General features: G+C 62.4%; 10 protein-coding genes and 1 pseudogene. 1 reads left to right on the forward strand and 10 read right to left on the reverse strand.

Translation table 11 applies throughout. The features are described from left to right. Window positions 1–22 precede the first annotated feature (22 nt). The 6 genes from pepN to NCCP436_RS07710 are packed head-to-tail and all read right to left on the reverse strand — an operon-like array spanning window position 23 to window position 6,587. A complete protein-coding gene (gene pepN, locus NCCP436_RS07685; RefSeq protein WP_220803399.1) occupies window positions 23–2,680 on the reverse strand; it encodes an aminopeptidase N in 2,658 nt (885 codons plus the stop codon). Between the two features lie 55 nt (window positions 2,681–2,735). Continuing rightward, window positions 2,736–3,572 (reverse strand): DUF2797 domain-containing protein, encoded by an 837-nt coding sequence (locus tag NCCP436_RS07690; RefSeq protein ID WP_220803400.1) that lies wholly within the window; start codon window positions 3,570–3,572, stop codon window positions 2,736–2,738. After that, window positions 3,572–3,835 (reverse strand): YeaC family protein, encoded by a 264-nt coding sequence (locus NCCP436_RS07695; protein ID WP_220803401.1) that lies wholly within the window; start codon window positions 3,833–3,835, stop codon window positions 3,572–3,574. The genes NCCP436_RS07690 and NCCP436_RS07695 overlap by 1 nt, the downstream gene beginning before the upstream one ends. A 44-nt stretch (window positions 3,836–3,879) precedes the next feature. Then, window positions 3,880–4,728: a rhomboid family intramembrane serine protease gene (locus NCCP436_RS07700; protein WP_220803402.1), complete on the reverse strand. Its 849-nt coding sequence runs from the start codon at window positions 4,726–4,728 to the stop codon at window positions 3,880–3,882. Next, complete coding sequence (locus NCCP436_RS07705; RefSeq protein ID WP_220803403.1) at window positions 4,725–5,699, reverse strand: metallophosphoesterase; 975 nt, start codon at window positions 5,697–5,699, stop codon at window positions 4,725–4,727. The genes NCCP436_RS07700 and NCCP436_RS07705 overlap by 4 nt, the downstream gene beginning before the upstream one ends. After that, window positions 5,700–6,587 carry an NAD(+) kinase gene (locus NCCP436_RS07710; protein ID WP_220803404.1) on the reverse strand — a complete coding sequence of 296 codons (888 nt, stop codon included), beginning with the start codon at window positions 6,585–6,587 and terminating at the stop codon, window positions 5,700–5,702. 83 nt (window positions 6,588–6,670) lie between these two features. On the opposite strand from NCCP436_RS07710, the gene NCCP436_RS07715 reads away from it, so the two are divergent. Then, window positions 6,671–7,603 (forward strand): DUF1853 family protein, encoded by a 933-nt coding sequence (locus NCCP436_RS07715; RefSeq protein WP_220803405.1) that lies wholly within the window; start codon window positions 6,671–6,673, stop codon window positions 7,601–7,603. Window positions 7,604–7,605: 2 nt separating this feature from the next. Here the strand turns inward: NCCP436_RS07715 and NCCP436_RS07720 are convergent, their stop codons facing one another. The 4 genes and pseudogenes from NCCP436_RS07720 to NCCP436_RS07735 all read right to left on the reverse strand — a co-directional run bounded on the left by NCCP436_RS07720 (window position 7,606) and on the right by NCCP436_RS07735 (window position 12,782). Then, a complete protein-coding gene (locus tag NCCP436_RS07720; RefSeq protein WP_220803406.1) occupies window positions 7,606–8,583 on the reverse strand; it encodes a 1-aminocyclopropane-1-carboxylate deaminase/D-cysteine desulfhydrase in 978 nt (325 codons plus the stop codon). Window positions 8,584–8,586: 3 nt separating this feature from the next. Beyond that, window positions 8,587–9,939 (reverse strand): chromosome partitioning protein ParA, encoded by a 1,353-nt coding sequence (locus NCCP436_RS07725; protein WP_220803407.1) that lies wholly within the window; start codon window positions 9,937–9,939, stop codon window positions 8,587–8,589. Between the two features lie 316 nt (window positions 9,940–10,255). After that, a pseudogene (locus NCCP436_RS07730) lies at window positions 10,256–10,686 on the reverse strand (nuclear transport factor 2 family protein). A gap of 62 nt (window positions 10,687–10,748) precedes the next feature. After that, window positions 10,749–12,782 (reverse strand): NADPH-dependent 2,4-dienoyl-CoA reductase, encoded by a 2,034-nt coding sequence (locus NCCP436_RS07735; RefSeq protein WP_220803408.1) that lies wholly within the window; start codon window positions 12,780–12,782, stop codon window positions 10,749–10,751. Between the last annotated feature and the right edge of the window lie 29 nt (window positions 12,783–12,811).

Here is a 12,811-nt window from a genome sequence, read left to right on the forward strand (position 1 = left end):
GCTATCGGCAGCGTCGTCAGATTCAGGCCAGGCTCTTGCTGACCACTTCGTAAACGTCGCTGGACAGTTCCCCCGAGGTGAGGATGCGCTCGAGTTCGGCCTTCATCAGCGTCTGGCGGGCACTGTCGTACTTGCGCCAACGTGTCAGCGGAGCCAGCAAACGCGAGGCAATCTGCGGATTGAGTGCGTTGAGGGCAATCACCTGGTCGGCGAGGAAGCGGTAGCCCGCTCCGTCGGCGCGGTGAAAGTTGATCAGGTTCTGGTTGGCGAAGGCCCCGATCAGCGCACGCACCTTGTTCGGATTCTTCAGGGTGAAGGCCTCGTGCTGCATCAGTGCATGCACCCGCTCCAGACCGCCAGGCAGCGGGCAGCCGGCCTGCACGCTGAACCACTGGTCCATGACCAGCGCGTCGTCCCTGAAGTAGTCGGCGAACATGGCCAGAGCCTTGTCGCGCTCCTGCTGGAACGGCGAGTTGACCAGCACGGCCAGCGCGGCCAGGCGCTCGGTCATGTTGTCGGCATTCTCGAACTGCTCGACGCAGGCTGCCAGCACCTCCGGCTTCTCGCTGAGCATCAGGTAGGACAGCGCGATGTTCTGCAGGCTGCGGCGGGCAAAATGCGCCGCCTCGGCGACGTACGGGGTGGCCCTGGAGACTTCGCGGTTGGCCTGATAGCGCGCCCACAACGGGGCGAACAGCGTCATGGCCAGCTCCTTGCGGGCGAACTCGCGAGCCGCGTGGATGGCCTCGACATCAGCCACCTCGCTGATCTCGGTCAGATAGGCCTCGCCCGGCAGCGAGAGCATTTCCGCGACCATGGCCTGATCCAGTGTCTCGTCTTCCAGCAGCGTACGCAGCGCGCTGACCAGGCGTTGATCCAGCACCAGAGCCTCGCCGCGCTGATGCTGGCCGATCAGTTCCTGCAGTACCTGCACGGACAGCTGCTGGCCGGCTTCCCAGCGGTTGAAGCCATCGTTGTCATGCTGCATGAGGAACATCAGCTGGTCGCGGTCGTAAGGGAAACCCAGCTTGACCGGCGCGCTGAAACCGCGCAGCAGCGACGGCAGCGGCTTTTCGGCAATACCCTCGAAAGTGAAGGTCTGCTCGGCCTCGGTCACCGACAGCACGCGACTGCTGCCCTGCGCTGCAGCCTCACCCTGCAGGCGCAGCGGCAGTTCATTACCCTGCGCATCGAGCAGGCCGAGCGCCACGGGAATCACGAACGGCAACTTCTCGCTCTGCCCTGGGGTGGCCGGGCAGCTCTGGCGGAAGGTCAGGCTATAGGTCTGCGCAGCGGCATCATGGGCCTCAACGACCTCCAGACGCGGCGTGCCGGCCTGGGTGTACCAGCGCTTGAACTGGGTCAGGTCGATGCCGCTGGCATCCTCCATGGCCTTGACGAAATCGTCGCAGGTCACGGCCTGGCCATCGTGGCGCTCGAAGTACAGATCCGAGCCCTTGCGGAACAGCTCCGGACCGAGCAGGGTGTGGATCATGCGCAGCACTTCGGCACCCTTCTCGTAGATGGTCAGGGTGTAAAAGTTGGAGATCTCCATGTACGCGTCCGGACGCACCGGGTGGGCCATGGGGCCGGCGTCCTCGGCGAACTGATGGGTGCGCAGGTAGGCCACGTCCTCGATGCGCTTGACCACCCGCGAATGGGTGTCGGCGGAGAACTCGCTGTCACGGAACACGGTGAAGCCTTCCTTGAGCGACAGCTGGAACCAGTCGCGGCAGGTCACGCGGTTGCCCGACCAGTTGTGGAAATACTCGTGGGCCACCACCGCCTCGACGCGCTGATGAGCGGCGTCGGTGGCGGTTTCGGCCTTGGCCAGCACGCAGCTGGAGTTGAAGATGTTGAGCCCCTTGTTCTCCATGGCGCCCATGTTGAAGTCGTTGACCGCGACAATCATGAAGATGTCCAGGTCGTACTCGCGGCCGTAGACCTCCTCGTCCCACTTCATCGAGCGCTTGAGGCTGTCCATGGCGTGCTGCACCTTGTCGATGTTCTCCGGCTCGACATAGATGCGCAGCGCCACTTCACGTTTGCTCATGGTGGTGAAGCTGTCTTCCACGCACCAGAGATCACCAGCGACCAGGGCGAACAGGTAGGCCGGTTTCTTGAACGGGTCTTCCCAGGTGGCCCAATGGCGACCGCCCTCCTCGCTGCCGCTGGCGATCGGATTGCCGTTGGACAGCAGCACCGGATAGCGATGCTGCTCGGCGCTGAGCGTGGTAGTGAATTTGCTCATCACGTCCGGGCGGTCGAGGTAGAAGGTGATCTTGCGAAAGCCCTCGGCCTCGCACTGGGTGCAGAACATCTTGCCGGACTTGTACAGCCCCTCCAGCGCGGTGTTGCTCTCCGGATGGATGCGCACGCTGCTGTCGATGACAAAGCGCTCGGCGCTCGGCTGCAGGGTCAGGTGGCTGTCGGTCAGGGTGTAGTCGCCCTCGCCCAGCACGCGGTCGTCGAGCTTGAGCTCCAGCAGCTCCAGCTGCTGGCCATCGAGCACCAGCGGCGGCAGGCCGACGCCGGCTTCCGGGTTGCGCCGCATGACCAGCTGCGCATGCACCAGGCTGTGATCCTCGAACAGCTCGAAGGTCAGATGGGTCTCGTCGATCAGGTAGTCCGGAACCCGGTACTCGCTGAGGTAGATCATCTTCGGTTGTTCGGTGCGCATGGCGATAGCTCTCTCGTCTGGGGCGCGACAGGAGCGCCCGGTGCATTCGGTCGGTTCAGCCGGCGATCTGGTGGACGGCCAGCTGGTAGGCGGTGTACTTGCGGATATTGATCACGCCGGTATCGAACATCAGGTACTGGCCCTTGATACCGAGCAGAGTACCTTCGGCCAGCGGTTGTTTGTCCAGATTGAAGCTGGTGATCTTGGCTGGATAGGCCTCGATGGGATAGCGAATTTCCAGTACTTCGGCAGCGGACAGCGGCTGGATGGCTTGCAGGCCGAAGCGCTGCTGCAGCGTGGTAATGCCCCCGGCGCAGGCATCCAGGACCTGCTCGCGAATGGCAACCAGGTCGACCGGCGCGGCATCGCCCTTGAGCAGTGCGCGCCAGTTGGTCTTGTCCGCCACCTGGCTACGCAGCAGATCCTCGACGAAACCGGACTGCTGCCGGGTAGCCACACGCATGATCGGTAGCGCCTGACTGGCGCCCTGGTCGATCCAGCGCGTCGGTACCTGACTGGCACGGGTGATGCCGACCTTCACCCCACTGGAGTTGGCCAGGTAGACGATATGGTCGGTCATGCAGAACTGCTCGCCCCAGCTCGGCTCGCGGCAAGTACCCTGGTCGAAGTGGCACCTCTCCGGACTCATGATGCAGACATCGCACTGCGCCAGTTTCTGCATGCAGGGGTAGCAGTAACCCTGGCTGAAGCTGGTCTTGGTCTTGCGCCCACAATGGATGCAGTGAATGGCGCCCAGGTATTCCAAGCGCAAAGTCTTGCCCACCAGCGGGTTGACCGGCAGCTCTTCCTCGCCCAAGCGAAATGCGTACTGCACAGGGGCTTCCAGGCGCGCCTTCATCTTGCTTAGCGAGCCACGTCCAAGCTCGATCATCAGTGCAAGGTATCCGAGGACTTGAACAACAGGTTAGGCACCGGCTCGGACTTGCTGCTGCACTCCTGCGGGCCCATGTAGCCGGTACGCTCTTCCTCCGGCAGGTTCTGCGTCTCCCAGGCGATCATCGCCTGCAGGGTCAGTTCCTTCTGCTCCTGAGTCAGCTTGCGGCCATCGGGCCACTTGCCGATTTCCACGGCCAGCTTCAGGCGTTCGTAGATTTCCGGCGTGATGTTGTCAATGGCTTCGAGAAAGGCAGACATGGCGTTCTCCAGTTAAACCGTGGGGCGGGTTAGCCGCCAAAAAATCAGCGTCGGGCCAGCATACCGCCAAGCAGGCCGGTCAGGCAGCCCGCCAGCAGGCCACCGACATGCGCGGCGTTGGCGATGGCGCCAAACTGCAGCAGCTCGAAAATGCCGGTCATGCAGATTGCCAGCCAGGCCAGCATCATCACCAGAACTCCGGGCGGCAGGCGATAGGCCGCGTTCGGCGCCAGGCGCTGATAGATCCAGCAATGCCCCAGCAGGCCGTAGAGCACTCCGGAAAGGCCACCAAAAAGCGAAGGCCCGGCCCACCAGTACTGGGCAAAATTCGACGCCAGTGCAAACAGTAGTGTCAGCCCGAGCAGCCCAATGGCGCCTTGGCGAAACTCGATGCGGCGCCCTAGTTCCCAATACCACAGGCTGTTCATTGCCAGATGCAGCCAGCCAAAGTGGATCAGCATCGGCGTGATCAGACGCCACCACTGACCACTATCGAAGGTGGCCTCCAGATAGGTCAGATAGATGCGTTCACCATCAACGCGAAAATCGACGAAGCTCAACCAGCGAATGGTGGAAAAATTCTCTCCAGCCAGGGTCACGGCAAAGACGATAAAGGTGCTCAGCAGCACCAGGGCCGTCAGCGGGCTACGCCGCAACTGACTCAGAAACCCTTCACGAACCGCTTCTTGCTGCGGCTCTGCTCCTGCATCACCCTGCGGCTGGCGTGCGTATAGTTCGCGCACCTGAACCGCCAGGGACTCATCCGGTACCCAGAGCACCTGTTTGCCACCCTCCTCCGTAACCCGGTGCGGCACCTGCAGGCGCCGCAGCAGAGAAACGAAGCCACTCAGATCAGCATCCAGCGGCAGACGCAGTACTTCAACGGCACTCATCTCGGTACCTCCTGCGCATCCACTTCAACCCAGACGAACTTGTCCGCATCCAGCCGACGCTCCCGATCCAGCCGATAGGCCACCAGCTTACCGCCCACCACCGCGCTGTAATCCAAACAGGCCAGGTTGGGACGAATCGGTGCCGGACGACCCTGCCGCCAGTAGTGGCCGACGAACAGTAACGGCTCTTGGGCGCCGTAGCGTAGCAACTCGTCCTTCTGCAACTCGGTCAGTGGCGTCTGTGCCGCCAGCTCCGGTAGAGCATCGGGCTGGAAGACGATGTCGCCATAGGTCTTGGGATTTTCCTCCCAGAACTTGGTCCGGAAGTAAGATCGGGTAAATCCGTCATCACCGGTCAACGTCAGACCGTGCGGCAAGCGCATGTCGGTTCCGCGCAACAGGCGGTCAATGGCCATATTGGCGAAACTGCCGGGAGTAGCGGCGGCTTTGAGAAAACCCTCGTCAATGCAGCCGTTGGTGAACTGCGCCTGCAGCGGCTTAATAAAATCGGCATCCCAGCAGGCATGTACGGCTCGGAAATGACCTGCATCGAGAAACAACGGCATCCGGTAGAACCAGCGCAAAAACTCGCTCCACTCCTGCGGATAGGCCTCAAACTGGGCCAGAGTCTCGCGGATCAAACGCTGGTGTCGTGGAGTATGCTCGCGTACGTAACGACGACCACTTCCGGGCGGAGCCGGGGTGCTCCAGCCCAACGCGTAGAACTCGTGGTTGCCCATGACGCACAAGGCCTGGCCGACCTCGACCATCGCATGCACCTGGTGCAGGGTTTCACGGATGCCCGGCCCACGATCAAGCAAGTCGCCAAGAAAAATCGCCATGCGCGAGGGGTGCCGCCAGATGCCTCCCTGGCGCCTGTAGCCCAGAAGCTCCAGCAGACGCTCCAGGGTTCGCACACAACCGTGAACATCACCGATCAGGTCATAGCCGCGATAAGGGTCGAGGGTCATTCAGCCCTGTCCTCCCAGGCGGCTTCCCCAACCCAGCTTGGTGCGGCAGATCTCATAATAGTTGTGGTCCAGCGGGTGGATGAGTCGCAGCTTCTGCGCCTTCTTCGCCACATGCAGGGTATCGCCCGGCGCACAGGTGAAGTGGTTCTGCCCGTCACAGGAGACCTGCGGATAGACCTGCAAATCCTGCGACACGACAATTTTCAGCTCGCTGTTGCCATCAACCACTATGGGCCGGCTGGACAGGGTGTGCGGGTACATCGGCACTACCACAATAGCATCGAGTTTAGGGTGCATGATTGGCCCGCCAGCCGACAATGCATAGGCGGTGGAGCCAGTCGGAGTGGCCACGATCAGGCCGTCGGCCTTCTGGCTGCAGACGAACTGGCCGTCGATGTACAGCTCGAACTCGATCATCCGTGTTGACTTGCCCGGGTGCAAAACCACGTCGTTGAGGGCATCACCCTGACCAATGGCCTCGCCATTGCGGCGCACCTCAGCCTCCAGGAGGAAACGGTTCTCAGTCAGGTACTGCCCTTCCAGCACCTGGGCCACCTTTACCTCCAGTTCGTCCGGGCGGATATCCGTGAGAAAGCCCAGACTGCCGCGGTTGATCCCCAGCACCGGCACCTTGTGCCGCGCCAGCGCGCGGGCTGCGCCCAGCATGCTGCCATCGCCGCCGACAACGATAACCAGATCGCACACCTCGCCCAGCAGCTTTCGCGAGGCTGTCTGCAGACCATGCCCTGGCAGAACCTCACCGATGGCATCCTCAAGAATTACGTGCAGATGGCGATCAAGAAGAAACCGCTTGAGCCTGCGTACCGTTTCCAGCACACGGGTGCTGCCAAGGCGTCCGATGATACCGATATTGCGAAATTGATCCATGGGACTCCCGACAGCCAGGTAAGAAACAGAGGTGAATTATCGGTCAAAGCCCGAGGTGCCGGCAAACCGGCTATTCTCAGGCAATGCCGATCCCCTGCCTGCTACCCGAGCTGCTGCAGATTCTTCACACCCCCGCGGTGCGCGATCTGACCTGGACACTGCTCTCTCCACCATTGCTGGACAAGACATGCGGCCCGCTGCGCCATCCGTTGCAAGCCAGCGACTGGGTACGGCATCCACAGCAACTGGCCGACTGGCTGCTGCTCCTGGACCGCCAGCCCGATGTTCTGCATGCCTGGCTGAGTGCGCGACCGTTGCGGCGGCTTGGCCTGTACTACGAACGGCTCTGGCAGTTCGCCCTGCAGGCGGCTCCCGGCATCCAGGTAATCGCGGCAAATCTGCCGATCCGTCAAGGCAGCCGGACACTGGGTGAACTGGATCTGCTATTGCGCGATGCCGAGGGCGAGCACCATCTGGAACTGGCGGTAAAGTTTTACCTGGGCACGAACAGTGACGACGAGCCCCGCACCGCCTGGCTTGGCCCGGCCAGCCATGACCGGCTCGACCTCAAGCTCCGTCATCTGGCCCGTCACCAGTTGCCACTGTCAGCGCGGCATGAAGCCCGGGAAATCCTCAATCCGCTGCAACTGAACCACCCCCGAGCCTCATTCTGGCTGGGCGGCTATCTGTTCTACCCCTGGCCGCACGGCTGCCAGCCACCACATGGCGCTACACCCGGTCACCTGCGTGGCAACTGGCTGCATCACAAGCAGTGGCAGGCTTTCAATACCCTGAGTGACGGCACCTGCTGGCAGCCGCTGCCACGTCTGGCCTGGCTGGCACCAGCACGCTTCGCCGTCAGTCAACTCTGGACTGCAGAGCAACTGCAACACTGGCTCGGCGACCTGACACCCAGCTGCCCGGGGCAATTGCTGGTACGCCTGAAAGAAGATCCCACAGGTAACTGGCAGGAGGTCGAGCGGTTCTTTCTGCTCAACGATCGCTGGCCCGCCTGAAACTAGCGACCGCGCTCAATCTGCGGCTGCTTCGTGTACGTCTCCCCTGACCTGGATTTAGCTGCCATCAGTACCCGTCCCCCCTGCAGCCCGCCGGTATGAACAAATATCAGGCGCGTCCCCGGAGCCAGCTCGCCCCGAGAGCACGCCTCGCGCAGTGCCAGCAACGCCTTGCCAGTGTATAGCGGATCCAGCGGCAGACCGGTGCTCTGCCCGGTTTCGAGGATGAACCTATGCAGCGCATCATCCACTCGCGCAAAACCCAAACGCGCAGCCTCCAGCAGACGGTAACGGCGCTGCATCTGCCCGGCCTCGTCAAGCAGCGCCTCCACCTGGCGGGCCACGCCATGATCGCCTGGTACCGCCATGGCGCCATACACCATGCGCCGCCCCTGCTCCCCAAGCACCAGCCCGGCCAGGGTCGTACCGGTGCCGGCCGCCAGCCACCAGCCGTCGAAACCCGCCCAGCCGACAGACGACAGCTGCGCATCGACCATCTGAATCAGCGCACTGCAGCCACGAGCACCGGCTAGGCCAAGGCCGCCCTCGCCCAGCGGGTAGAAATTCTCATAACGGGCCAGCCAGGGCTGCCAGAAATCCGCTTGATGGCGTGCGCGATAACCTCCATAACCCAGCCAGTGCAACTGCATGCCAAAAGCCTGCAGATCGCGAACGGTCGGTGTGTCCTGCGGCTCGCCACGCAATAGGCCAATGGTGGCGAACCCGAAACGACGACCGGCCGCAGCCAGCGCATGTAGATGATTGGAATGGGCACCACCCAGGCTGATCAGCCCCCGCGCACCACTGGCCTGCGCCGCCTGCAGATAGGGCGCAAGCTTGAACCACTTGTTGCCACTGATCAGCGGGTCGATCAGATCCAGACGCAGACAGGCCAGTTCAACGCCTGCCTGCACGAGCCAGTCCAGCTCGAGGGACTGCAGAGGTGCCAGCGGGCGCCAGTCGGCAATACGCGATTGCAAGGCTCAGTTGACGCTACGCAGGCGGCTACCGGCCTTATGCCGGGCGCAGCAGTTGGACTCGCCGAGTACGAAACGGCTAGGCGCATCGATTCGGTCGATGGGAATGCCGCAGCGCTCGCCCGTGGACAGCGTCGCATCGCAGGACGGCTGCTGATAATGCGCCAGCCAGTGACGATACTGCTGCTGGGAGACGAAACACTTGGCCGCTGCATAAGCCAGCGGATCCTCCTGATAACGGGCCACGTCCTGCAGCGGAATCGTCAGGTGACCGGCGCCTGGGTGATAAACCACGAACACCACTCCAAGACTGGCCAGCCGTTCCAGAGCCTGATCACCACGCTGACTGGCGATTTCGTCGCGCTCACGCTTGAGCTGTTCGATTTCCGCCTGCAACTGCCCATCCAGCTCGTTGCGGTAAGCCAGCTCCACGTCACGAATGGCTATCTGCTCCTGGTATTGCGCCACGGCTGCCCTTACCTTCGCCTGAATTTCGCTCTCGAGCTGGGCACGCAGGTTCTTGCCTTCGCTGCGTCCGTGCTGCTCCAGCTCGCGTATCTGCCGGGCCATTTCCTCACGGCTACGCTGGAAGCTCTCTGCCTGCGCGGTCAGTTGCGTCTTTAGGCCGGCGTTGAGTTCTTCCTGCTGATGTAGGGCCTGCTGCAGGGACTGAATCTGTGCCTGCAACTCGCGAAGTCGCTCCTCGCCGGCTTGCTTGAGCCGTGCCAGCTCCTCTTCGTGCTGCTTGGCCAGGCTGGCGATGTGCAGGCGCTGCTGCTGGATCATCTGGGCGGTCTTGGCAGGCTGTTCCTGCTGCGGATCAGTCTGAGACGTCGCCTCACACGCAGCATCAGGGGCATACCATTTGTCTTCGGGAGCCACCTGCAAGCGCTCGGGCACAACCACGGCCTGTATATTATCCTCCTCAACGAGCAGGCCCAGTTGGTTGAGCTTGACCGCATCACGCAACTGCACCAAGTCGCTCTGGCCCGGATCCCACAGGTGCATCTGATGCCAGGACACCGGGCACTGGCTGCGACAGGCCAGCCGGATCGGCCCGCTCCCCAGATCCGGCCCACGCCCGGCACGCTCGGCCAGGTGCTGCAAGGGAATGTTCCAGCCGCGATCCGGACGACCGTCCTCGTCGAAGTCGAGATAGAAGAACACCACGGCCCTGATCAGCAGCCGCGGATTGATGACCACGAAAGCCGCACGCAACTGCTCGTCAGCGAACTCCGGCATGTTGACCACGCCATCGAGCAACGCCTCGAACTCGGGAAACATCATCTGTTTGCAGATGCCGCGCTCACTGAAGAACATCACGGCCTCCGCCATCTGCGGCTTGTTCTGCATGCTCATCGAAAGCCCTCTGCACCCAAGGGGGAATATGTGCGTGCACTGTCACATGCCGGAATCTCGGGAACCGGGCATGGATGCCGACGTTGATCGGCCCGCCAAGTCTAGGGGAAAACTCACGAGCCGCAATGTGACTCGGTTGGCAGTGGTTCGGCGCGCTTCCTGCAAATCTTTAGAGGATTAGCCAAAACTGTGACGAAGACGCGAAAGCCACACTTGCGACAGGGCAGTCATCGGGCTGGCTCAAGAGCATGTCCCGGCTAACAGCCTGACACGTGCCTCTGCCGAGGGGCCGGCCAGCTGCACAGGAGCACTTGCCTCAGTGCTTGTCGGCTGCCAGAAACGGGGCAAGGCGCTGCGCCATCTCCCCCCCAGCACCTGCAGGCCACTGAGCGGCCGCACCATCACCTCGAACTCGACGATCCGCCCCTGCTCATCGAAACGGATCATGTCAATGCCCTTCAGCTCGCGGTCGCCAACCCGTGCAGAGAATTCCAGCACCACGTTCAGCCCGTCAGCGCTGGCCAGTTCACGGTGATAGGTGAAGTCCTCGAATACCTTGAGCACGGTATTGAGGATCAGATTGACCACTGACGCGCCCGGATAGGGCTTGTGCGCCATGGGCGAGCGAAATACCGCCTGCTCATGCAGCAGCTCCGACAGACAGCTCAGATCCCGGGCGGAGACAAACTGGTGCCAGCGTTGCAGCGTGGCGGCCGCAGCAGGTTGTAGTCGGGCCTCCAAGGACATCGGCTTCTCCTTGTGGTTATCGATCCGATGGCAAACGCCCCGCACAAGGCGGGGCGCCTCTGTCACAGCTCGGCAGCGAGGCGCGAGCCCTGATTGATGGCGCGTTTGGCATCCAGCTCGGCAGCCACATCGGCACCACCGACCAGATGCACACTCTGACCGGCCGCCACCAGGGCGTCGTGCAGCTCGCGCAGCGGCTCCTGCCCGGCACAGACGATCACGGTGTCCACCGACAGTACCTGCGGCTCGCCACCGGCAATGCGCACGTGCAAACCGGCATCATCGACCTTCAGGTACTCAACCGAGTTAAGCATCTGCACCTTCTTGTTCTTCAGTCCGGTTCGGTGAATCCAGCCGGTGGTCTTGCCCAGACCGTCGCCCACCTTGCTCTTTTTGCGCTGCAGCAGGTAAACCTCACGGGCCGGAGCATGCGGTTGCGGCTGTACACCGGCCACGCCGCCGCGCGCTTCAAGACCCAGATCGATGCCCCATTCCTTCCAGAAGGCATCACGATCCAGGCTGGTGGACTGACCATCATGGGTGATGTATTCGGAAACATCGAAGCCGATACCACCGGCACCGATCACCGCCACCTTGCGGCCGACCGGCTTGCGTTCGAGGATGGCATCCAGGTAGCTGATCACCTTGGCATGGTTGATACCTGGGATATCCGGGGTACGCGGCACGATGCCGGTAGCCAGGACGATTTCGTCGAAGCCGCCCTTGACCAGATCATCGGCTGAGACGCGGGTATTCAGACGCAACTCGACGCCGGTGGTCTCCAGCTTCCTGCGGAAGTAGCGCAGGGTTTCGTGGAACTCCTCCTTGCCCGGCACCCGCTTGGCTACGTTGAACTGACCGCCAATCTCGCCAGCCGCATCGAACAGGGTCACAGCGTGGCCACGCTCGGCGGCGACGGTGGCAGCGGCCAAACCAGCCGGGCCAGCGCCCACCACGGCAATCCTCTTAACCTGCTGGGTGGGGATATAGTTCAACTCGGTCTCATGACAGGCGCGAGGGTTGACCAGGCAACTGGTCAGCTTGCCGCCAAACGTGTGATCAAGGCAGGCCTGGTTGCAGCCGATACAGGTGTTGATCTCGTCGGCACGGCCCTCGGCGGCCTTGTTGACGAAGTCCGGGTCTGCGAGGAACGGACGGGCCATGGACACCATGTCGGCATCGCCATCGGCCAGCACCTGCTCGGCCACCTCCGGAGTATTGATGCGGTTGGTGGTGATCAGCGGGATCGACACCTCGCCACGCAGCCTGGCGGTGACTTTGGTGAAAGCTGCACGCGGTACCTTGGTGGCGATGGTCGGGATACGCGCCTCATGCCAGCCGATGCCGGTGTTGATTAGCGTGGCTCCGGCCTGCTCGATGGCTTTGGCCAGCATCACGATTTCGTCCCAGGTGCTGCCACCTTCGACCAGATCGAGCATCGAAAGTCGATAGATGATGATGAAGTTCGGCCCCACCGCCTCGCGCACGCGGCGGACAATCTCCACCGGCAGACGCATGCGGTTCTCATAGCTGCCGCCCCAGCGATCGGTGCGATGGTTGGTGTGAGCCACCAGGAACTGGTTGATGAAGTAGCCTTCCGATCCCATCACCTCAACGCCGTCGTAACCGGCCTGCTGAGCCAGTACGGCACAGTTGGCAAAGTCGGCAATCTGCTTCTCGATGCCCTCTTCATCCAACTCACGCGGCTTGAACGGGTTGATCGGTGCCTGGATGGCACTCGGCGCCACCGACTTCGGGCTGTAGGCGTAGCGTCCGGCATGCAGGATCTGCATGCAGATCTTGCCACCTGCCTCATGCACGGCGCGGGTGACAACCTTGTGCTTCTCGGCCTCCTCCGGAGTACTCAGCTTGGCTGCCCCGGAGTAGACGCCCCCCTCCTCGTTCGGACCGATGCCGCCGGTAACCATCAGCCCGACACCACCACGGGCACGTTCGGCGAAATAGGCCGCCATACGCTCGAACCCGCCCGGCCGCTCTTCCAGGCCGGTGTGCATTGACCCCATCAGGGTGCGGTTCTTCAGTGTGGTAAAGCCAAGATCGAGAGGAGCCAGCAAGTGGGGGTAACGAGCAGTCATGGAATTCTCCACATCGCGGTGCAGTTCAC

Origin of the sequence: Pseudomonas sp. NCCP-436, from assembly GCF_019656335.1 — a bacterium.
GTDB lineage: Bacteria > Pseudomonadota > Gammaproteobacteria > Pseudomonadales > Pseudomonadaceae > Aquipseudomonas.